Here is a 23,134-nt window from a genome sequence, read left to right on the forward strand (position 1 = left end):
TGTTTGGTCAATCATTGATGCTGCTGACTTCTAACAACTGATAAGTGTGAATGCTTGCAAATTCGGTCGTCTCTAGAAAGGAGGTGATCCAGCCGCACCTTCCGATACGGCTACCTTGTTACGACTTCACCCCAGTCATGAATACTACCGTGGTAAGCGTCCTCCTTGCGGTTAGACTACCTACTTCTGGTAAAACCCACTCCCATGGTGTGACGGGCGGTGTGTACAAGGCCCGGGAACGTATTCACCGCGACATGCTGATCCGCGATTACTAGCGATTCCGACTTCATGTAGTCGAGTTGCAGACTACAATCCGGACTACGATCGGCTTTCTGGGATTGGCTCCCCCTCGCGGGTTGGCAACCCTCTGTACCGACCATTGTATTACGTGTGAAGCCCTGGCCATAAGGGCCATGAGGACTTGACGTCATCCCCACCTTCCTCCGGTTTGTCACCGGCAGTCCCATTAAAGTGCCCAACTAAATGATGGCAATTAATGGCAAGGGTTGCGCTCGTTGCGGGACTTAACCCAACATCTCACGACACGAGCTGACGACAGCCATGCAGCACCTGTGTTAACGTTCTCTTTCGAGCACCAATCCATCTCTGGAAAGTTCGTTACATGTCAAGGCCAGGTAAGGTTTTTCGCGTTGCATCGAATTAATCCACATAATCCACCGCTTGTGCGGGCCCCCGTCAATTCATTTGAGTTTTAATCTTGCGACCGTACTCCCCAGGCGGTCTACTTCACGCGTTAGCTGCGTTACTCATGGATTTTACTCCACCAACAACTAGTAGACATCGTTTAGGGCGTGGACTACCAGGGTATCTAATCCTGTTTGCTCCCCACGCTTTCGTGCATGAGCGTCAATATTATCCCAGGGGGCTGCCTTCGCCATTGGTATTCCTCCACATCTCTACGCATTTCACTGCTACACGTGGAATTCTACCCCCCTCTGACATATTCTAGTCTTGTAGTTTCAAACGCAGTTCCCAAGTTGAGCTCGGGGATTTCACATCTGACTTACAAAACCGCCTGCGCACGCTTTACGCCCAGTAATTCCGATTAACGCTCGCACCCTACGTATTACCGCGGCTGCTGGCACGTAGTTAGCCGGTGCTTCTTATCAAGGTACCGTCAACCTCACCCTATGTTAGAGGGTAAGTTTTCTTCCCTTGCGAAAGAGCTTTACAACCCGAAGGCCTTCTTCACTCACGCGGAATGGCTGGATCAGGCTTGCGCCCATTGTCCAAAATTCCCCACTGCTGCCTCCCGTAGGAGTCTGGACCGTGTCTCAGTTCCAGTGTGGCTGGTCGTCCTCTCAGACCAGCTACTGATCGTCGCCTTGGTGAGCCTTTACCTCACCAACTAGCTAATCAGATATCGGCCGCTCCATTAACGCCAGGCCCGAAGGTCCCTAGCTTTCCCCCGTAGGGCGTATGCGGTATTAGCCAACCTTTCGATTAGTTATCCCCCATTATTGGATACGTTCCGATATGTTACTCACCCGTTCGCCACTCGCCACCAGACCGAAGTCCGTGCTGCCGTTCGACTTGCATGTGTAAAGCATTCCGCCAGCGTTCAATCTGAGCCATGATCAAACTCTTCAGTTTAATTCACAACTATTACTTTTTTCCTCTTGCGAGGTGGTATTTCGCTTTTGCTTTACCAGCCTATTTAAAGGCCGGTGACTCAAATTCATTTCAAGGTATGTGTTGCTATAAAAGCACATGTACATACTTGTCATAAATTTAAGTGTAAGCACTTGTATTTTCTGAGGTCTGATCCTGATACCAAACTACCGGATAAATCCCGTAGCGATCAGGTCAGCTGCCTAGTTCACAAGCACCCACACTTATCAGTTGTTATATTGTTAAAGAGCTTTTTATTTCAATCCGCGTTACGCTTTGCGTTAACGAGGTGCGCATTATACAGAGCTTTCCGAGCTCGTCAACCTTAATTTCGAATTATTTCTTAATTAAAATTAACCGTACTTCTTAACGCCTTTTTACTTCCCTTCACTCACTTGTTTCGTCAGCGAAGGCGCGCATTTTACAGCGCTTTTAACTTTGGTCAACCCCTATTTCTAATCTGTTACATAATTGTTACATTTGCGAATCAGGGTCTTACACAAATAGAAACACCCCGCCACTTTCATGGAGGGGTGTTTTGGTATAAATAGCTTGGCAGTGACCTACTTTCGCATGCAAGAAGCATACTATCATTGGCGCTGGTTCGTTTCACGGCCCTGTTCGAGATGGGAAGGGGTGGGTCCAAACCGCTATGGCCGCCAAGCATAACTGGTATCACCGATGCTTTGACTTTTCAGTCGATTCATCAGCAGAAATGCTGTGTTGCCGTCTCATTTTCATGAGGCGTCTGTAACAAATTGGAAGAAGTAAAGTCATTCATGTGTATCACATGAACTCAAATGGGTATGACTACATTATCGTGCTTTAAACAACCGTTTCACTTTTCACATTTCACTTTTTACGGTGTTTAGTTCAAGTTTTAAGGTTATAGGATCAAGCCTCACGAGCAATTAGTATCGGTCAGCTTAACGCATTACTGCGCTTCCACATCCGACCTATCAACGTCCTGGTCTCGAACGACTCTTTAGGGGGGTTGAACCCCCAGGGAAATCTCATCTCAAGGCGAGTTTCACGCTTAGATGCTTTCAGCGTTTATCTCTTCCAGATTTAGCTACCCGGCTATACCACTGGCGTGATAACCGGTCCACCAGAGATCTGTCCACTCCGGTCCTCTCGTACTAGGAGCAGGTCCCTTCAAATTTCCAACGCCCACGGCAGATAGGGACCAAACTGTCTCACGACGTTTTAAACCCAGCTCACGTACCACTTTAAATGGCGAACAGCCATACCCTTGGGACCGGCTACAGCCCCAGGATGTGATGAGCCGACATCGAGGTGCCAAACTCCCCCGTCGATATGAACTCTTGGGAGGAATCAGCCTGTTATCCCCAGAGTACCTTTTATCCGTTGAGCGATGGCCCTTCCATACAGAACCACCGGATCACTATGACCTGCTTTCGCACCTGCTCGACCTGTCCGTCTCGCAGTCAAGCAACCTTATGCCATTGCACTATCAGTACGATTTCCGACCGTACCTAGGTTACCTTCGCACTCCTCCGTTACTCTTTGGGAGGAGACCGCCCCAGTCAAACTGCCCACCATACACGGTCCCCAGTCCGGATTACGGACCTAGGTTAGAACCTCAACAACATCAGGGTGGTATTTCAAGGATGACTCCACGATATCTGGCGACACCGCTTCATAGTCTCCCACCTATCCTACACAAATCTTGTCAAAGTCCAATGTAAAGCTACAGTAAAGGTTCATGGGGTCTTTCCGTCTAGCCGCGGGGAGATTGCATCTTCACAAACATTTCAACTTCGCTGAGTCCCGAGAGGAGACAGTGTGGCCATCGTTACGCCATTCGTGCGGGTCGGAACTTACCCGACAAGGAATTTCGCTACCTTAGGACCGTTATAGTTACGGCCGCCGTTTACTGGGACTTCAATCAAGAGCTTGCACCCCATCATTTAATCTTCCAGCACCGGGCAGGCGTCACACCCTATACGTCCACTTTCGTGTTTGCAGAGTGCTGTGTTTTTATTAAACAGTCGCAGCCACCTTTTCACTGCAACCCCATCGAGCTTCACGAGCAAGTCGCTACACTCTACCGGGGCGCACCTTCTCCCGAAGTTACGGTGCTAATTTGCCGAGTTCCTTCTCCCGGGTTCTCTCAAGCGCCTTAGAATTCTCATCCTACCCACCTGTGTCGGTTTGCGGTACGGTCTCTATACAACTGAAGCTTAGTGGCTTTTCTTGGAAGCATGGTATCAATCACTTCACGTACAAGTACGCTCGTTATCACGTCTCAGTCTTAGCTCTCCGGATTTGCCTAAAGAACCAACCTACACGCTTGAACCGGGACATCCAACACCCGGCTGACCTAACCTTCTCCGTCCCCACATCGCATTGTATACAGGTACAGGAATATTAACCTGTTTCCCATCAGCTACGCATCTCTGCCTCACCTTAGGGGCCGACTCACCCTGCGCCGATGAACGTTGCGCAGGAAACCTTGGGTTTTCGGCGAGGGAGCTTTTCACTCCCTTTATCGCTACTCATGTCAGCATTCGCACTTCTGATACCTCCAGCATGCCTCACAGCACACCTTCGCAGGCCTACAGAACGCTCTCCTACCATGCATACATTCCGAAGAATGCAGCATCCGAAGCTTCGGTTACGTGCTTAGCCCCGTTACATCTTCCGCGCAGGACGACTCGACCAGTGAGCTATTACGCTTTCTTTAAATGATGGCTGCTTCTAAGCCAACATCCTGGCTGTCTATGCCTTCCCACTTCGTTTTCCACTTAGCACGTCATTTGGGACCTTAGCTGTCGGTCTGGGTTGTTTCCCTCTTGTCCACGGACGTTAGCACCCATGGACTGTCTCCCGTAATTGCATTTCTCAGTATTCGGAGTTTGCAATGGTTTGGTAAGTTCTTATGAACCCCCTAGCCATAACAGTGCTCTACCCCCAAGAATGATTTACGAGGCACTACCTAAATAGTTTTCGGAGAGAACCAGCTATTTCCAAGTTTGTTTAGCCTTTCACCCCTATCCACAGCTCATCCCCAAATTTTTCAACATTTGTGGGTTCGGACCTCCAGTACCTGTTACGGCACCTTCATCCTGGCCATGGATAGATCACTTGGTTTCGGGTCTACACCCAGCAACTAGACGCCCTATTCGGACTCGCTTTCGCTACGCCTCCCCTATCGGTTAAGCTTGCTACTGAATGTAAGTCGCTGACCCATTATACAAAAGGTACGCAGTCACGGAACAAGTCCGCTCCCACTGTTTGTATGCATACGGTTTCAGGTTCTATTTCACTCCCCTCCCGGGGTTCTTTTCGCCTTTCCCTCACGGTACTGGTTCACTATCGGTCGATTACGAGTATTTAGCCTTGGAGGATGGTCCCCCCATGTTCAGACAAGGTTTCTCGTGCCCCGCCCTACTTTTCGTTACCCTAGTTCCACACACGGGATTTCGTATAAGGGGCTATCACCCTCTATGGCCGGACTTTCCATTCCGTTCTACTATCGCATGTGCTAAAAATAACAGGCTATTCCATGTTCGCTCGCCACTACTTACGGAATCTCGGTTGATTTCTTTTCCTCGAGCTACTTAGATGTTTCAGTTCACTCGGTTTGCCACCATCTCCCTATATATTCAGGAGCGGTTACCCTTGCGGGTAGGTTTCCCCATTCAGACATGTCCGGATCAAAGCTTATTTGCCAGCTCCCCGAACCTTTTCGCAGGCTATCACGTCTTTCATCGCCTGTAATCGCCAAGGCATCCACCATATGCACTTATTCACTTGATCCTATAACGTTAAAACCTGAACCCTTTTAATTATCCAGTTTTCATGGTGCATGAGACACCCGTCATAGGCTTTCTAAAGCAACTTTTCTTAATCTGCAAGGTTGTACAGATTAAGATGGTTTATTTGTTTCATTATTTCTGAATACCGCATTGCTGCAGTATTGAGACTTAACGAAGCAAATGTTTCGATTTTGCAATCATTCAATATATCCGACTAAGATATATTGCCCATTTTGAATACATCACTGTCATCACACAGTGTGCATTCTCTTTACTTCTTCCATTTTGTTAAAGAACAGTCTAGTTAAAAACCAGAAGTAAATATTCAAGCGAACACTTACTTCTAATTTCTTACATACAACATCAATACTTGGTGGAGGATAACGGGATCGAACCGTTGACCCCCTGCTTGCAAAGCAGGTGCTCTCCCAGCTGAGCTAATCCCCCATTTTCAGGTGAATCTGGTGGGTCTGGATGGACTCGAACCATCGACCCCCGCCTTATCAAGACGGTGCTCTAACCAGCTGAGCTACAGACCCTCAAGGTTTACTTAGCGTTTCCGCCAATGTTTGGTCAATCATTGATGCTGCTGACTTCTAACAACTGATAAGTGTGAATGCTTGCAAATTCGGTCGTCTCTAGAAAGGAGGTGATCCAGCCGCACCTTCCGATACGGCTACCTTGTTACGACTTCACCCCAGTCATGAATACTACCGTGGTAAGCGTCCTCCTTGCGGTTAGACTACCTACTTCTGGTAAAACCCACTCCCATGGTGTGACGGGCGGTGTGTACAAGGCCCGGGAACGTATTCACCGCGACATGCTGATCCGCGATTACTAGCGATTCCGACTTCATGTAGTCGAGTTGCAGACTACAATCCGGACTACGATCGGCTTTCTGGGATTGGCTCCCCCTCGCGGGTTGGCAACCCTCTGTACCGACCATTGTATTACGTGTGAAGCCCTGGCCATAAGGGCCATGAGGACTTGACGTCATCCCCACCTTCCTCCGGTTTGTCACCGGCAGTCCCATTAAAGTGCCCAACTAAATGATGGCAATTAATGGCAAGGGTTGCGCTCGTTGCGGGACTTAACCCAACATCTCACGACACGAGCTGACGACAGCCATGCAGCACCTGTGTTAACGTTCTCTTTCGAGCACCAATCCATCTCTGGAAAGTTCGTTACATGTCAAGGCCAGGTAAGGTTTTTCGCGTTGCATCGAATTAATCCACATAATCCACCGCTTGTGCGGGCCCCCGTCAATTCATTTGAGTTTTAATCTTGCGACCGTACTCCCCAGGCGGTCTACTTCACGCGTTAGCTGCGTTACTCATGGATTTTACTCCACCAACAACTAGTAGACATCGTTTAGGGCGTGGACTACCAGGGTATCTAATCCTGTTTGCTCCCCACGCTTTCGTGCATGAGCGTCAATATTATCCCAGGGGGCTGCCTTCGCCATTGGTATTCCTCCACATCTCTACGCATTTCACTGCTACACGTGGAATTCTACCCCCCTCTGACATATTCTAGTCTTGTAGTTTCAAACGCAGTTCCCAAGTTGAGCTCGGGGATTTCACATCTGACTTACAAAACCGCCTGCGCACGCTTTACGCCCAGTAATTCCGATTAACGCTCGCACCCTACGTATTACCGCGGCTGCTGGCACGTAGTTAGCCGGTGCTTCTTATCAAGGTACCGTCAACCTCACCCTATGTTAGAGGGTAAGTTTTCTTCCCTTGCGAAAGAGCTTTACAACCCGAAGGCCTTCTTCACTCACGCGGAATGGCTGGATCAGGCTTGCGCCCATTGTCCAAAATTCCCCACTGCTGCCTCCCGTAGGAGTCTGGACCGTGTCTCAGTTCCAGTGTGGCTGGTCGTCCTCTCAGACCAGCTACTGATCGTCGCCTTGGTGAGCCTTTACCTCACCAACTAGCTAATCAGATATCGGCCGCTCCATTAACGCCAGGCCCGAAGGTCCCTAGCTTTCCCCCGTAGGGCGTATGCGGTATTAGCCAACCTTTCGATTAGTTATCCCCCATTATTGGATACGTTCCGATATGTTACTCACCCGTTCGCCACTCGCCACCAGACCGAAGTCCGTGCTGCCGTTCGACTTGCATGTGTAAAGCATTCCGCCAGCGTTCAATCTGAGCCATGATCAAACTCTTCAGTTTAATTCACAACTATTACTTTTTTCCTCTTGCGAGGTGGTATTTCGCTTTTGCTTTACCAGCCTATTTAAAGGCCGGTGACTCAAATTCATTTCAAGGTATGTGTTGCTATAAAAGCACATGTACATACTTGTCATAAATTTAAGTGTAAGCACTTGTATTTTCTGAGGTCTGATCCTGATACCAAACTACCGGATAAATCCCGTAGCGATCAGGTCAGCTGCCTAGTTCACAAGCACCCACACTTATCAGTTGTTATATTGTTAAAGAGCTTTTTATTTCAATCCGCGTTACGCTTTGCGTTAACGAGGTGCGCATTATACAGAGCTTTCCGAGCTCGTCAACCTTAATTTCGAATTATTTCTTAATTAAAATTAACCGTACTTCTTAACGCCTTTTTACTTCCCTTCACTCACTTGTTTCGTCAGCGAAGGCGCGCATTTTACAGCGCTTTTAACTTTGGTCAACCCCTATTTCTAATCTGTTACATAATTGTTACATTTGCGAATTTACGCTTGCCAACCTGCGCTACTACGCTAACACCTTTATTGAGGGTTAATGCCTTATCGGAAACCTTTTCGCCATCCAGTTTAATGCCACCCTGCTCTATGGACCTGAATGCTTCCGATGTACTCGCAACCAGGCCAGCAAGTTTCAACAGCTGCGCTATACCTATAGTGTCGCTCTCTATAGTGACTGAAACCTCAGGCACATCATCAGGGATTCCGCCTTTTGAACGCGTCTGGAAATCAGCCAGCGCTTTTTCTGCATCGGCCCGGCTATGGAAGCGCGCAACAATCTCTTGTGCAAAATGCACTTTAATATCACGCGGGTTAGCCCCGGCCGCTACATCAACTTTCCATTTGGCAATGGTTTCCAATGTCTCGAACGACAGCAACTCTATATAACGCCACATCAATTCATCTGAAACGGACATGATCTTTGCAAAGATCACTTCAGGTGCTTCTGCAATACCTATATAGTTACCCAATGATTTGGACATTTTATTGACGCCATCCAGACCTTCGAGCAAGGGCATAGTCAATACGCACTGCTGACTTTGGCCAGCCTGCTTCTGCAACTCTCGCCCCATGAGCAGGTTAAATTTCTGATCCGTGCCGCCCAACTCCAGATCGGCTTGCAGCGCCACGGAGTCATAGCCTTGCAAGAGCGGATACAAAAACTCATGAATGGCGATTGGCTGATTGGCTTTATATCTTTTGGTAAAGTCATCGCGTTCCAGCATCCTGGCAACCGTGTGACTGGCAGCGAGTTTTAACATGCCCGCCGCACCAAGCTCCGTTAGCCACTTTGAGTTAAACACTACCTCTGTTTGCTCTGGCTTCAAAATCTTAAATACTTGCGCCGTATAGGTTTGGGCGTTTTCCTGCACCTGCTCTGCCGTCAGTGGTGGTCGTGTGGTGCTTTTTCCGGTCGGGTCACCAATCATGCCGGTAAAATCACCGATCAGGAACAAAACCTGATGACCCAGATCCTGAAACTGGCGCAGCTTATTAATCAACACGGTATGCCCCAAGTGCAAATCAGGTGCAGTAGGGTCAAAACCGGCCTTAATCCTAAGCGGCTTACCTTGTTTCAGCTTTTCTACCAGGTCAGCCTCAATTAGAAGCTCATCGGCGCCGCGCTTGATGATTGCAAGCTGCTGGTTAATGTCTATATTCACGTTGTTACACCTTTAAACTATTAAATTTTTTACAGCTCATTTACTTGTTTTAGTTGAGTTTTCTGTTAGTATTTGTGGCCGTATCAAAATTTCGAAAGCAAGCCCGTGGATATTAACGAGCTCAATCAAAACAATTCAACCCAAACGCCTATTTTAGCGCAAAACATCCGTAAAGCTGAACGCAAGCTCAAATTACGCTGGATTTTAGCGATTTCCTGCTTACCTTTGTTTGGCATCTATGCTGCATTTGGTATTGCACCTCAGACATTAACCGGCAGCATCGCAACCGAAACGGTGCTCGAAGAAATAAACTTACCCATTGCAGAGACTGCTGACGCAGCTGGCAGCGCAGCACAGAGTTTCTGGTATAAAGATTTTGTACGCCGAGACGATACCCTGCAAAGCATATTGTCACGCCTCAATATCCGCAATCGAGATGCTTATGATTTCATTCGCAATGACCAAACCGCCGCTGAAATTGCAAAATCACTGATACCTGGCAAGCAAATTGAAGCCGAAACGGATATAGACGGCAATTTAGTCAGCTTTGAATATCAATTAAATGCTGACCAATACATCGCCATTCACAAAACCACTGACGGATACCAGGCCGAGAAGCAGCTTCTGCAACTTGAAGTACGGCCTATCCTAAAATCAGCAAACATCAGCAGTTCTTTATTTGGTGCAACAGATGCTGCCAACATCCCCGACCATGTCGCCATTCAACTTGCCGATATTTTTGAAAGTGAAATCGACTTCCATACGGATTTAAGACGCGGTGACCGTTTTAACGTCATTTATGAAGGCAGCTATTACCAGGGTGAGTTACTCAAGACCGGCAACGTGCTTGCGGCTGAATTTGTAAACAATGGCAAGACCTTCCGTGCCGTAGGTTATCGCGGCCAGGATAACCAGATGCAGTATTACACTCCTGAAGGCAAAAGCCTGCATAAATCCTTTTTACGCTCACCCCTGGAATTCACTCGCGTAAGTTCCGGTTTCAGCGTTGCAAGGTTCCACCCAGTCCTGCAAAGAATGCGCGCGCACAAAGGGGTCGACATGGCTGCACCTACCGGAACCCGAATCAAGGCATCCGGAGATGCTGTCGTTGATTTTGTAGGGGTTAAGGGTGGTTACGGCAATGTCATCGTACTTAAACATAATAATGGTGTAAGCACCGTTTACGGACACCTTTCACGTTTTGCTGCAGGGTTACGGCGCGGCGCGAAAGTAGCGCAAGGTGAAATTATTGGATTTGTCGGTATGACAGGCACTGCAACCGGTCCGCACCTGCATTATGAATTCCTGCTGAATGGCAAACATTACGATCCGATGAAGGTTGCATTGCCGAAAGCCAATGCAATCGAAGCCCGCAATAAACCGGAATTCGACAGTATCAGCAATCAGATGACTGCTCAACTCAGGCTGCTTAGCACAAGCAACATCGCGGCACTGGAATAACCCTTCAATCAACGGAAACATCATAATGGCTGGCGAGCTTTTCATCGGGCTGATGTCGGGCACCAGCCTCGATGGCGTTGATGCTGCACTGGTTGAGTTCAAAAAACATCAGCAACTGCACGTTTTACATACCTACTTCCTCAGTTACCCCGCATCCCTGCGCGCAGATATTCTGGCGCTGCAGCACCCTACCGAAAATGAACTGGAAACCAGCGCCCTTATTGCCAACACGCTGGCCAGGCTTTATGCGGATGCTGTGATCGGGCTGCTGAGCGAAGCCAAAGTGAAACCCGATGCCATTGCCGCAATCGGCTGCCATGGCCAAACCATACGGCACAGGCCCGAGCTGGGATTTACCATGCAAATCGGGAATGCCGCACTCCTGGCTGAGCTGACCGGCATTACGGTAATATCGGACTTCAGAAGCCGCGACATCGCCGCAGGTGGCCAAGGTGCCCCGCTGGTACCCGCTTTTCACCAGGCTGTGTTTGCCGACCGCAACCATAACCGTGCCATTATTAATATCGGCGGCATTGCCAATATTACCTATCTTGCACATGATGGCGAAACATTCGGTTTTGACTCAGGCCCCGGCAATATGCTGCTGGATGCATGGACCAAGCAGCACCTGAACCGGGATTTTGATGCCAATGGCGACTGGGCAAGTTCAGGCAGTATTATTGCCCCGCTATTAGCCGACATGCTCACAGATGCTTATTTCTCACTGACACCGCCCAAAAGCACCGGCCGCGACTTATTCAATAGCAATTGGCTGAATAAGCACTTGCATCATACAGATTATCGGCCTAACGACGTTGCTCATACATTAGTCGCCCTGACAGCCCACTCTATTCATAATGCGCTTGAAACGCATTGCGGTACAGCTGATGAAATATTTTTATGCGGCGGCGGTGCCAGGAACCTGTTACTGACCCGGCATCTGCAATCTCTGCTCGGCAAGGTAAAAGTTACGAACATTGACGCATTAGGCATCGGTATAGATTGGGCGGAGGCGATTGCGTTTGCGTGGCTGGCCAAGCAGTGCCTGCACAAACAGACCGCCAATCTGACGCAAGTCACAGGCGCGAGCGGTACGCGCATTCTCGGGGCGATATACCAGGCCTAAAAATGCGCTCGCCGTTCATGATCGCGTACCAATTAAAGTATAATCGTGACAGATGATAATTATTACAGTAGAAATGCTATGAATAACAAACCAACCAAAGCAACGATCAGTTTTGATAACGGGGCGGCACCCATTGAACTGCCGGTACTTTCCGGCAGCCTGGGCAATGATGTCATTGATATCCGTGCTTTAGGCAAACATGACATTTTCACCTATGACCCCGGCTTCATGTCCACCGCTGCCTGCAATTCCAGCATCACTTTCATTGATGGCGAGAACGGCCTGCTGTACTACCGCGGTTACCCGATAGAAGAACTTGCTGAGCACTGTGATTATTTAGAAGTAGCCTACTTATTGATGCATGGCGAACTACCCAATGCCACTGAGAAACAGGAGTTTATCGCAACCATCAGCGGCAGTTCAATGCTGCATGACCAGCTCAATAATATTTTCCGGGGCTTCAGGCGCGACGCACATCCGATGGCAGTCATGGTCGGCGTTGTGGGTTCGCTTTCAGCATTCTACTTCGATTCTATGGACATCCGCGAAGCCAAGCATCGCGAATTATCCGCACACCGTTTATTGGCCAAAGTACCGACCATTGCAGCCTGGAGCTACAAATACAACCTCGGCCAGCCATTCATGTACCCGCAGAACCATCTGAACTATGCAGAAAACTTTATGCATATGATGTTTGCAACACCATGCGAAAAATATGAACCCAATCCGATTCTGGCCAAGGCATTTGACCGCATCCTGATTCTGCATGCAGACCATGAACAGAACGCATCCACGTCTACTGTGCGCCTTGTGGGCTCCAGCGGTGCGAATCCGTTCGCCTGCATTTCCGCAGGCATTGCGTCGCTCTGGGGACCGGCACATGGCGGCGCGAACGAAGCGACACTCAATATGCTGGAAGAAATAGGCGATATTTCACGTATCGGCGAATACCTCAAACGTGCAAAAGATAAAACGGACAACTTCCGTTTAATGGGGTTCGGCCATCGTGTATACCGCAACATGGACCCGCGGGCAGCCATTATGCGCAAGACCTGCCATGAAGTACTCAATGAGCTTGGACTGAATGATGACCCGATGTTTAAGCTTGCGATGGAACTTGAGAAAATCGCGCTGGAAGACGAGTACTTCGTATCAAGAAAACTTTACCCGAATGTGGATTTTTACAGCGGCATCGTGATGCGCGCAATGGGAATCCCCAACAGTATGTTCACGGCGATTTTTGCGCTGGCAAGAACGGCCGGCTGGATTGCACAGTGGTCAGAAATGCACTCAGACCCGGAAGCCAAGATCGGGCGCCCGCGTCAGCTATACACCGGCGCAGCAAGGCGTACTGTTATGCCAGTGAGCAAGCGTTAACTGACAGGCAAATCTGCATCATAAAAAAAGCCGGGTCACTGCCCGGCTTTTTACATACTACGACTCTTGCGACATTCTTTTAACGGCTAATTCAGTTAAACAGAAAAAGATGAACCGCAACCACAGGTAGTTTGCGCATTAGGGTTACGAATCACAAATTGCGAACCCTGCAGACTGTCCTGGTAATCGATCTCTGCACCCATCAGGTATTGCAGGCTCATTGGATCGATCAGCAGCGTCACTGTATCTTTCTGCACTTGCGTGTCATCCTCATTCACCTCTTCTTCAAAAGTGAAGCCATACTGGAAACCTGAACAACCGCCGCCACTCACAAACACGCGTAACTTGAGGTCTGGTGAACCCTCTTCCTCAATCAGCTCTTTAACTTTTTTGGCCGCATTATCGGTAAAAACCAAAGGCGAAGGAATCTCTAATTCCTGAACATCTGTAACTGTACTCATCACGTACTCCTATATTTTAAAAACAATCCTGTTATTACATGGCCCTTCAAACGCTCAAGACCCATGTCACGCTATACTTTTTCTGCCTGCTCGCCTAAATAAACCAGCTTACCCTCGATTACCGCACCGGTGTGCATCTCTAACGAGTTGTAATATACATCACCGGTGATACGTGCCTTGGTTTGCAGTTCTATAAATTGATTTGCCTTAACCGGGCCAACCACAGCGCCATTAACCACAACTTTAGAAGCCGTAATCGCACCCTCAACCCGTCCATGTTCACTAAGTATTAGTGTGCTGGGCGCATCATTTGGTTCAGTGATGGCACCCAACACGGTTCCATCTATACGCAGGCCGCCTGAAAAATGCACGTTACCTTCAATGCGTGTATCTACACCAATTAATGTGTCAATCGTATTCTGTACCCGATTACTCTTTTTAAAAAACACACTGGTTCCTTTCAGTCTACCGCCTGACTGCCGGTAAATTCAATTGAGCAAACTACTTTGCCAGCCTTTTGGCATTTGTTATATTTTTATAAAATACCAAATCCTGCTTGATATGCATATTTTCATCCTGCACTTTATTTAATTGCTGTGCAAGATTGGTTTGCGCTGCCTGCTCAATCTGCAACTGACGCTCGACTTGTATAATCTTGGTATGCAAGGTCTGATTTTCAAGTGCTGTCTGCCTTAACTTTTGATGCACATCTTCAGCACCGGCAAATTGCCAGTAAGCAATCCCATATCCAAACACGACATATAAAACCGTGATGCCCCATTGAAAATACCAGGGCCGCTTTGAACGCACGGCCACCTGTTTTGCCGTTAAGCCGAAATGTCGTCTGATGCGTCGTCTAACCGGCTTCATTCAGATACTTAAGGCAATAGCGGCACAACTTGCAGACCTGTAGCCTCCGGCAGCCCAAACATAATGTTCATATTCTGGACAGCCTGTCCGGCAGCACCCTTCACCAGGTTATCCTGAACGACAACCAGGGTTAAATAACCAGCCTCTGCCTGCTTGTGCAATGCAATACGGATCTGGTTAGAGCCACGCACCGAGCGGGTTTCAGGCAGGCTTCCTGCCGGCATTACATCCACGAAACGTTCATGCCGGTAGCGCCCCTCGTACAAGGCCTGCAAATCCATATCCTTTGCCTGTGGCGCCAGTTTAACGTAAATCGTAGACAGCATGCCGCGAATCATCGGTATTAAATGCGGCACAAAAATAAACTGCAGGTCAACCTTCGCCAACTGCGTCAGCTGTGCATGGATTTCAGGGTGATGGCGATGGCCCGCAACACCATAGGCTTTCATGCTGTCGCTGGATTCGGCAAACAGTGTTGCTACTTCCGCCTTTCTGCCCGCCCCGGAAACGCCGGATTTGGAATCTGCAATAATCGGTGCGGAGAAATCAACCAGTCCCTGCTCCAGCAATGGCGCAAGACCGAGCAGCACCGTCGTCGGATAGCAGCCAGGATTACCGATCACCTGTGCCGATTTAATCTGCTCACGATTCAGCTCAGGGATGCCATATACCGCATGACTTAAAATATCCGGGCAGCTGTGCGGCATTTTGTACCATTTTTCAAAAACTGCCGTATCCTGCAAACGAAAATCCGCCGCCAGGTCAATGACCTTGACGCCCGCCGCCAGCAAAGCCTGCGCCTGGCTCATGGCAACACCATGCGGCGTAGCAAAAAATACCACATCACATGCATTCAGGTTTGAAGTAGCCGGGTCAGTGAAAGCCAGGTCTACATAACCGCGCAGGCTGGGAAACATGTCCGCCACCGGCATGCCGGCCTCACCCCGCGAGGTAATTGCAGTTAACTCTACATCAGGGTGTATTGCCAGAAGACGCAGCAATTCAACACCGGTGTACCCGGTACCGCCGACGATACCTACTTTAATTTTATTACTTGCCATATTGTTTATGCATCAATGTCATTCTAAGGATTATAAGCCTACTATCTTTTTCATCCAATAAAATAAAAAAGGTCGCCAGAGCGACCTTTTCTAATTCCAACCGCCAAATAGCGTTTAACGTATTAGCGTTTAGAGAATTGTTTACGGCGACGTGCTTTACGTAAACCAACTTTTTTACGCTCAACTTCACGTGCGTCACGTGTTACGAAGCCTGCGTTTGATAATGCACTTTTCAAAGCCGCATCGTAGTCGATCAAAGCGCGCGTGATACCGTGGCGAACTGCACCAGCCTGGCCAGATTCGCCACCGCCGATTACGTTAACCATGATGTCAAAGCTTGCTGTGTTGTTGGTTAACTCTAATGGCTGACGCAGAATCATGCGTGAAGTCACGCGTGAGAAGTACTCGTCAACCGGTTTGTCGTTAACTACGATGTTGCCTTTACCAGCTTTTAAGAATACACGTGCCACTGAGCTTTTGCGGCGACCTGTACCATAATTGTATTTACCGATCATTTTTTATCCTTAGATGGTCAATGGTTGCGGTTGTTGCGCCGCATGGTCATGCTCACTACCAGCATATACCTTCATTTTTTTGATCATTGCATAACCTAAAGGACCTTTAGGCAACATGCCTTTAACTGCTTTTTCCAAAGCGCGACCTGGGAAACGGTCCTGCATTTTAGAGAATGTTGTGGTGGTGATACCACCTGGATAACCAGAGTGCCTGTGGTACAGCTTACCCTCTGCTTTATTGCCAGTTACTTTTAATTTGTCGGCGTTAATCACGACAATGTAATCACCTGTATCTACGTGAGGTGTGTAAATGGCTTTATGTTTGCCGCGCAAACGGTGTGCAACTGCGCTAGCCAAACGGCCTAACACTAGGTCTGTGGCATCAACCACAAACCAGTCGCGCTTCACTTCATGTGACTTTGCTGAAAAGGTTTTCATCGTGTTACCAATACTTGAGCTAAAAAAATTAAGAGGCGGATTTTATTCCGAAACAATACACCCTGTCAAATACAATTATGCCTAAACATGCGTTTTTTTCTAACAAAGCATCGCTTGCCAGCAAGAAACCCGCTGCGGCAAATTGTAATGCAATGTAAATCATTGTGTTACAGCAGTATAACCGATGTTTCCACACCGTATAATACAACTGGTATAAATCATGCTTGTTCCTGCACTGACAAGGCTTGAACAATCAGCCGGGATGCTCGCTGACTGATAATAATACCATTAAGAAATTTTACCAAGAAATTAGCTTACCAATTGAAAATAAAAAACATTCTGCGATTTTCCTTATTTTTATTGCCGGCCTATTGCAACCTGGGCCAGGCATTTGGTTTGAACGATGCCATCGTCACATCGAGCCTGGGAGAACCTTTAATTGCCCAGATCAATATTACTGATGTCGAAAAATCGCCAGATATCAGCTGTTTTTCAATAACCGACGCCAATTCCCCACCAGCCTTCACTAAAGCCTCGCTTGCCATTAAACATCAGGCCAGCGGCTATCAACTCACCATCAAAAGCCCGCAAGCAATCACTGAGCCCATCATTAACCTGCGCGTTGTCCACCATTGCGAACCGAACATACATCGGGATTATGTCGTGCTACTGGACCCGCCGCTGCTGAATGACACTAACGCCAGGGGCGTTGATGCCAAAGATGCTGACGCCAAAACAGAACCAACGCAAGCTGCAAACAATACGAACATGCCAGCATCCGCACTTTATGCTGCAAATGGGACCATCAACAAAAAGAAGAAAAAATCCCCTAAAACGGCCTCATCGTCCAGCCTGGATAAAAAGTTGACGGCAACTTACACCGGCCAACCCCAAGCGGCAGACAAGTCCGGCAATCAAGTCGAAGTCAAATCCAGGCCATATCTCAGCATTTCAGGCGGCCACCCTCCGTCAGGACAGCTCCTGCCATCAGGACAAGACCTGACGCTCCCGAAACTCGGCCTGAAGCTCGAAACCAGGCTTAATCTGTCGCGTGCAGAAAACACGCTGCCACCAAGCTCAACGGATGTGATAGATGAAATCACAGCGATGGATAATCGCCTGGCGCTTTTAAAAACGCAGATCATCAGCCTGCAGGACAAAAACGAGAAACTTGAAGCCGATGCCGCCAATGCCGAAAAAAAATTGCAAGAATCCACAAAGACACTGCGGATCACGGCTGGCTTGATTGCGCTGTTTGCATTGCTGGCATCCGCCGCATGGCTGCGTCGCCAGCTGGTACATGCACGCAAGGTAAAATCCGCACTTAGCTGGTTTGATAACCGTGATTCCGCGGACGCGACCGACAACGTTACCGATACGGCCACGACACCTGCCGGCGACACAAGAAATGCAGGCTTTAATGATGCCTTTGATGAAAGCCCAGGCTTTGACATCGCATCGGGGTTTAGTACGCAGCCTGCAAACGCTGCACTGGCGACCTCCATCAACGGCAATCATGAAGATATTCTGGAAAGCGTGGATGTGCTGATTGAATACGGGCGCTCCGGCCTGGCGATTCACCTCCTGCAGGACCATCTTGACGACCACCCTTCGGAGTCACCTAAAATCTGGCTTAAGCTGCTGTCACTGATTGCTGCACATGGCTCCGAAACCGACTACACGCAAACTGTTGCAGAGTGTAGTCGTTACTATCGCATCCATATGCCGGGTTTTGCTGAAGCAAGGAAAACCGGCACCGCCACTATAGAAGACTTTCCATACATCACCAAAGAGCTCGAAACGGCATGGGGCTCTGCTGCTGCCGTGGAATTGCTTGATGACCTGATCTACAACAGTGAATCGCAGCCGGAAGAAGGCTTTGAACCAGAGATATTTGAACAGCTGTTCATGTTAAGGCAAATTGCCGAGACCCTTAATAACACTCCAACCGCTACAGATGAAACAGCCAAGCCGGCAGCCGTTAATACGAATGGCGGCAACCCCAAGCCCGGCAATACAGAATCCCCTGCTGCGCCATCGCAGGCCGTAGCCGGCTTTATGACTGGTCCCATGATGAATGTTTACGAAACCACAGCGGAGGAACTGCCGGCAAACTGGTATGACGCACTCCCGCAAACCACGCCATCAGCACAGGCCTTCCCGACGTTAGACTTTGCAAGTGAAACCACTCAATACCCACCCGCTGAAACAACAAACGCCGATACAGCGCCCGAAGCTGCCGCGCAGGCTGGCTTTGAAACCTCCGATCAATTACCGGAGGCCAAACGGATTTTGGAAGCACCCGAGATTGATTTTTCACAGCATATCAAGGCGGCCGCCGACACCCAGGAAAGCACGGCAACCGTAACCGACGGCAAACAGCCAAAAAGGATTGTGAAAGACTCCAACCTGATTGATTGGGTTCTAACAGATGAAAACTGAGCTATCGAACACGATGCAGCCGACAGTCATTAAGCCTGGTAATTGAATACCACGCCGCAAAAGACAAACAGCCCAAACCAGTTATTGCCTAAAAAAGCCTTAAAGCAATTTTTTCTATCGCGGCCTTTAATCAGGAAATAGTGATAGATAGCGACGCAGGATGCGGCTAACAGCCCTGCATAATAATAAGCGCTCATTTCCAGATATGCCCCGGCAACAGCCAGCAGCAAGAGCGTCGCCGCATAGCACATCATCACTGCGATAATGTCATAACGCCCGAAAGTGATTGCGGAAGATCTGATGCCGATTTTCAAATCATCTTCACGATCCACCATGGCGTACTCGGTATCGTAAGCAATCGCCCAGAACACATTTGCCAGCAGCAGCAGCCAGGCAACTACCGGCACATCATTATGGATGGCGGCAAAAGCCATTGGAATACCGAAACCGAAGGCGACCCCCAGGTAAGCCTGCGGCATTGCAAAAAAGCGCTTGGTCAACGGATAGGTGATTGCCAGGAATAATGCCGCGACCGACAGCTTGACGGTGAGCGGATTCAGCAGGCTCACCAAGCCAAAAGCCACCAGGCTTAGCGCGGCAGCTAACAAATAAGCCTCTTTCCTGCTGGCTTCACGATTAGGCAGCGGCCGGTATTGTGTACGCTCGACATCGCCGTCAAATTTCTGGTCGGCAATATCGTTCATGACGCAGCCGGCACTGCGCATCAGCACCGTGCCTAAAATAAACAGCCCAACCACAAACCAGTCCGGCCTGCCGTTTCCTGCGATCAGCAACGCCCACAGCGTCGGCCACAGCAGCAGCAGAATACCGATAGGCTTATCCAGCCGCGTTAAGCGGATGTAGACATCAAATTTTTTTCTCACAGCAGTCAATCGCATTCAATTAATCGGTATCAAACATTAACAGCGGGTCCGTTCAAAACTCACTCCAGGCCCGGCAGGAAAACCTCGGTGACCATAATACTAGCGCAGTTCAAACTGAATATAGAGCGGCGCGCCCACAAATACTCCGGCCTACCCGCCACATGGCGTATGGCCTCCCGGTATAAGGCATGGGTCGCTGTCAGTTTTTTATAACGCAAAGGTGTACGCTTTACCTTGGGACTTGCAAACAGAACGGCTCCCAGCGGCTTATTGCCTAACCTGCCCAGGCTTCGCCATTCACCTTGCAGGCTTCTGCGCGGCAAAACGCTGTGTGCGAACACAACCGGCCTGCCATTTCCATACAAGAGCACTTGGCGAACCTGCGCACTGTCATTGGCGGTCATATGCAGCAAGGCAGCTTCTTCAAACGCCGGTTTACGGTACCTGACACAGACCGGCTTAACATGGAAATCAGGGTATCTTTGCTGAAGCCTGGCCGTCAACGAGCCCCTTTCTATGAGCCAGCGATGGTATTGATGGCTTGCCAACGGCAGGTTAAGCCAGCGTTGCCGACTATGAGAGAATATTTGATTGATTTTCACAATGGAATTATCGCATAGCATCGCCTGGCTTACATGCCTGCAGGCGCCCTGTTTTCACATCGGCACCAATCCGGCTGTGCCATGCCGCGTTAAACCTTGACCAGGTCACCCGCACTGCTCATCCATCGATCAAGATGCGCTTCCACTTGCTGCGGATGCTTTTCCAACAAACCATCCGCTACAGATTTAGCCGCTTCCAGCAGATCGGCATCCCGTTCCAGATCAGCGATCCTGAGCATGGGCACGCCACTCTGACGCACCCCCAACAGCTCTCCGGGGCCTCTTATATGCAGATCGGCCTGCGCGATCGCAAAGCCATCATTACTCTCATAAATCACCTTGAGCCGTGCCCGCGCGGTTTCTGAAAGCTTATTCTGGTACAGCAGGATACACGTGCTTTTTGCCGCACCGCGGCCTACGCGTCCACGAAGCTGATGCAGCTGCGACAAGCCCATGCGCTCGGCATGCTCGATCACCATCAGGCTGGCATTCGGTACATCGACACCGACCTCGATCACCGTGGTTGCCACCAGCAGCTGCAATTCACCCGCACTGAACGCCGCCATGACTGCCTGCTTTTCTGCCGGCTTCATGCGCCCATGCACCAGCCCTATCTTCAGTTCCGGAAATTCATTCTGCATCAAGGCAAAAGTATCGTTGGCGGTAGCCAGCTGCAAGGCCTCGGACTCCTCGATCAAAGGGCACACCCAGTATGCCTGATTGCCTTGCAGACAAGCCTCGCGCACACGCTGCAATATTTCATCACGCCTGCTATCGGAAATTAATTTGGTCACGATAGGCGAGCGCCCCGGCGGCAGTTCATCAATCACGGATACGTCCAGATCCGCGTAATAACTCATGGATAGCGTGCGCGGTATCGGCGTTGCACTCATCATGAGCTGATGCGGCTCCGGCTGCCCCTTCTGCCGCAATGCCAGACGCTGGTGCACACCAAAGCGATGCTGCTCATCAATGATAGCCAGACCCAGGTTCCTGAACCTGACCGCATCCTGAAACAAGGCATGCGTGCCGACCACGAACTGCGCACTGCCATCGGCAATCCCCGCCAGTGCCGCTTCACGTTCTTTTTTGGTCTGGCTGCCTGTCAGCCAGGTGATTTGTATATTCAGCGGCGTCAGCCAACCCAGCATCTTCCGGTAATGCTGTTCTGCCAGGATCTCGGTTGGCGCCATGAACGCGACCTGCCAGTTATTCTCTATGCTCTGCAATGCGGCCATGCAGGCCACGATGGTTTTGCCGCTGCCGACATCGCCCTGCAACAGCCTTTGCATCGGGTGCGGCTGCGTCAGATCCTGCTCAATTTCCAGGGCGACTTTCTGCTGCGCCTGCGTCAATGCGAACGGCAACGATTTTAACAATGCCGAGACTAACAGCCTGGAACGGCTGAACTGTGGCGCACTTACGCTGCGGCGCCGTGCATAATGCTTACGCATGGAAAGCTGCTGCGCGAGCAGCTCATCGAAAGCCAGCCGGCGCCAGTAAGGACTTTCCTTGTTTTCCAAGGCCTGCAAAACAGAATCCGGCGGCGGATTGTGCAATGCGCGCAGACTATCCGCAAAGGCCGGCAGGCGCATGTCCCGGTATAGCCTGGCTGGCAATGTTTCCTGCATGCAATTCTGCGCGAGCGCAATGCCGATGGCCTTGCGCAGGCTTGGCTGCGTCAGCCCGGCCACAGTGGGATAAACCGGCGTCAGCGTCTCTGCCACCTCGGTTTTCAGGCCGACAGCTTTAGTGCTGGGATGCACCATCTCGTATCCGAAAAAACCGCTGCGCACTTCACCGTAAACGCGCAGCTTGGCGCCCACTTTAAGTGCTGCGATCTGGCTGGGGTAAAAATTCAGGAAGCGCAAAGTCAGCTGACCGCTCATGTCTTCCAATTTAGCGATCAGTGCTTTGCGCGGTTTATAGGCAACCTCGGCATGGATAATCTCACCCTCCACCTGCGCGGCATCACCGGCACGCAGGTCACGTATGGCGGTGATGCGTGTTTCATCGATGTAGCGCAGCGGCAAATGCAGCAGCAGCGCATGCACACTGGAAATACCCAGCTTGGCCAGGTTGGTGATGAGGGGCTTGCTGAAAGCCTTGATTTCAGTCAGCTCACGCATTCTAAATAAAGACTTTCAGCCAGAACATATGGGATGAAGTTAGCAGCGATGTTAAAAACTACGCTTAACCGCACAAGCTGCTGATGAAATTACAAAACAATTACGCCATCCGCTTCAACCAATGCGCCGCGCGGCAATGAAGCCACACCTACCGCGGCACGCGCCGGGTAAGGCTGGCTGAAGTACTCTGCCATGATCGTGTTCACGAGGGCAAAATGTGATAGATCGGTTAAAAAGATATTCAGTTTCACCACATCGCCCAGGTTGCCGCCAGCCGCTTCCGCAACGGCTTTAAGGTTTGTGAACACGCGATGCACCTGCGCTTCGATCCCCTCCACCAATTGCATGCTAGCCGGATCAAGACCGATCTGGCCTGACAAATACACGGTGTTGCCTACCTTAACCGCCTGTGAATAGGTGCCGATGGCAGCCGGTGCGCCTTGGGTCTGAATGATCTGTTTTGAATTTGATTGAGTCGTCATAATTAAGTGAT

General features: G+C 49.7%; 15 protein-coding genes, 2 tRNA genes and 4 rRNA genes. 4 read left to right on the plus strand and 17 right to left on the minus strand.

Annotated elements, in window-relative coordinates:
• Nucleotides 1-76 precede the first annotated feature (76 nt).
• The 7 genes from GQ51_RS08145 to tyrS form a co-directional block, all read right to left on the minus strand.
• Nucleotides 77-1,614, minus strand: a 16S ribosomal RNA gene (locus GQ51_RS08145).
• A gap of 568 nt (nt 1,615-2,182) precedes the next feature.
• Nucleotides 2,183-2,296, minus strand: a 5S ribosomal RNA gene (rrf, locus tag GQ51_RS08150).
• Nucleotides 2,297-2,522: 226 nt separating this feature from the next.
• Nucleotides 2,523-5,415, minus strand: a 23S ribosomal RNA gene (locus tag GQ51_RS08155).
• Between the two features lie 370 nt (nt 5,416-5,785).
• Nucleotides 5,786-5,861, minus strand: a tRNA-Ala gene (locus GQ51_RS08160).
• Nucleotides 5,862-5,876: 15 nt separating this feature from the next.
• A tRNA-Ile gene (locus tag GQ51_RS08165) sits at nt 5,877-5,953 on the minus strand.
• 103 nt (nt 5,954-6,056) lie between these two features.
• Nucleotides 6,057-7,594 (minus strand): 16S ribosomal RNA (locus tag GQ51_RS08170).
• The 16S, 23S and 5S rRNA genes sit together here with 2 tRNA genes alongside, the layout of an rRNA operon.
• Nucleotides 7,595-8,075: 481 nt before the next feature.
• Complete coding sequence (tyrS, locus tag GQ51_RS08175; RefSeq protein WP_047551979.1) at nt 8,076-9,275, minus strand: tyrosine--tRNA ligase; 1,200 nt, start codon at nt 9,273-9,275, stop codon at nt 8,076-8,078.
• 105 nt (nt 9,276-9,380) lie between these two features.
• Here tyrS and GQ51_RS08180 point away from each other — a divergent pair, with 105 nt between their 5' ends.
• From GQ51_RS08180 to gltA, 3 genes are all read left to right on the plus strand, one after another.
• A complete protein-coding gene (locus GQ51_RS08180; RefSeq protein WP_047551981.1) occupies nt 9,381-10,736 on the plus strand; it encodes a M23 family metallopeptidase in 1,356 nt (451 codons plus the stop codon).
• A gap of 25 nt (nt 10,737-10,761) precedes the next feature.
• Entirely contained in the window at nt 10,762-11,862 is a 1,101-nt protein-coding gene (locus GQ51_RS08185) for an anhydro-N-acetylmuramic acid kinase (protein WP_047551983.1), read from the plus strand.
• Nucleotides 11,863-11,940: 78 nt separating this feature from the next.
• Nucleotides 11,941-13,239, plus strand: a complete 1,299-nt coding sequence (gltA, locus tag GQ51_RS08190) for a citrate synthase (RefSeq protein ID WP_047551985.1) — start codon at nt 11,941-11,943, stop codon at nt 13,237-13,239.
• 95 nt (nt 13,240-13,334) lie between these two features.
• Here the strand turns inward: gltA and erpA are convergent, their stop codons facing one another.
• The 6 genes from erpA to rplM form a co-directional block, all read right to left on the minus strand.
• A complete protein-coding gene (erpA, locus tag GQ51_RS08195) occupies nt 13,335-13,700 on the minus strand; it encodes an iron-sulfur cluster insertion protein ErpA (RefSeq protein WP_047551987.1) in 366 nt (121 codons plus the stop codon).
• A 71-nt stretch (nt 13,701-13,771) separates the two neighbouring features.
• Complete coding sequence (locus GQ51_RS08200) at nt 13,772-14,149, minus strand: bactofilin family protein (RefSeq protein ID WP_047551989.1); 378 nt, start codon at nt 14,147-14,149, stop codon at nt 13,772-13,774.
• Nucleotides 14,150-14,201: 52 nt separating this feature from the next.
• Complete coding sequence (locus GQ51_RS08205) at nt 14,202-14,570, minus strand: DUF6776 family protein (RefSeq protein ID WP_047551991.1); 369 nt, start codon at nt 14,568-14,570, stop codon at nt 14,202-14,204.
• Nucleotides 14,571-14,578: 8 nt separating this feature from the next.
• A complete protein-coding gene (gene argC, locus GQ51_RS08210) occupies nt 14,579-15,631 on the minus strand; it encodes an N-acetyl-gamma-glutamyl-phosphate reductase (protein WP_047551993.1) in 1,053 nt (350 codons plus the stop codon).
• A gap of 122 nt (nt 15,632-15,753) precedes the next feature.
• The gene (gene rpsI / locus GQ51_RS08215) at nt 15,754-16,146 is read right to left on the minus strand and encodes a 30S ribosomal protein S9 (RefSeq protein WP_047551995.1); all 393 of its coding nucleotides are present in this window, start codon (nt 16,144-16,146) and stop codon (nt 15,754-15,756) included.
• Nucleotides 16,147-16,155: 9 nt separating this feature from the next.
• Complete coding sequence (gene rplM / locus GQ51_RS08220; RefSeq protein WP_047551997.1) at nt 16,156-16,584, minus strand: 50S ribosomal protein L13; 429 nt, start codon at nt 16,582-16,584, stop codon at nt 16,156-16,158.
• A 321-nt stretch (nt 16,585-16,905) separates the two neighbouring features.
• Between rplM and GQ51_RS08225 the strand changes: the two genes are divergently transcribed.
• Complete coding sequence (locus tag GQ51_RS08225) at nt 16,906-19,026, plus strand: type IV pilus assembly protein FimV (RefSeq protein WP_047551999.1); 2,121 nt, start codon at nt 16,906-16,908, stop codon at nt 19,024-19,026.
• Nucleotides 19,027-19,055: 29 nt separating this feature from the next.
• Here GQ51_RS08225 and ubiA read toward each other — a convergent pair whose 3' ends face one another.
• The 4 genes from ubiA to GQ51_RS08245 form a co-directional block, all read right to left on the minus strand.
• Nucleotides 19,056-19,925 carry a 4-hydroxybenzoate octaprenyltransferase gene (gene ubiA, locus GQ51_RS08230; RefSeq protein WP_047552001.1) on the minus strand — a complete coding sequence of 290 codons (870 nt, stop codon included), beginning with the start codon at nt 19,923-19,925 and terminating at the stop codon, nt 19,056-19,058.
• A 44-nt stretch (nt 19,926-19,969) separates the two neighbouring features.
• Nucleotides 19,970-20,512 carry a chorismate--pyruvate lyase family protein gene (locus tag GQ51_RS08235; RefSeq protein WP_235276193.1) on the minus strand — a complete coding sequence of 181 codons (543 nt, stop codon included), beginning with the start codon at nt 20,510-20,512 and terminating at the stop codon, nt 19,970-19,972.
• A gap of 89 nt (nt 20,513-20,601) precedes the next feature.
• Nucleotides 20,602-22,641 carry an ATP-dependent DNA helicase RecG gene (gene recG, locus GQ51_RS08240; RefSeq protein ID WP_047552005.1) on the minus strand — a complete coding sequence of 680 codons (2,040 nt, stop codon included), beginning with the start codon at nt 22,639-22,641 and terminating at the stop codon, nt 20,602-20,604.
• 89 nt (nt 22,642-22,730) lie between these two features.
• Nucleotides 22,731-23,123, minus strand: a complete 393-nt coding sequence (locus GQ51_RS08245; RefSeq protein WP_047552007.1) for a RidA family protein — start codon at nt 23,121-23,123, stop codon at nt 22,731-22,733.
• Nucleotides 23,124-23,134 lie beyond the last annotated feature (11 nt).

The sequence above is a fragment of the Methylotenera sp. G11 genome, assembly GCF_000799735.1.
Lineage (GTDB): Bacteria > Pseudomonadota > Gammaproteobacteria > Burkholderiales > Methylophilaceae > Methylotenera.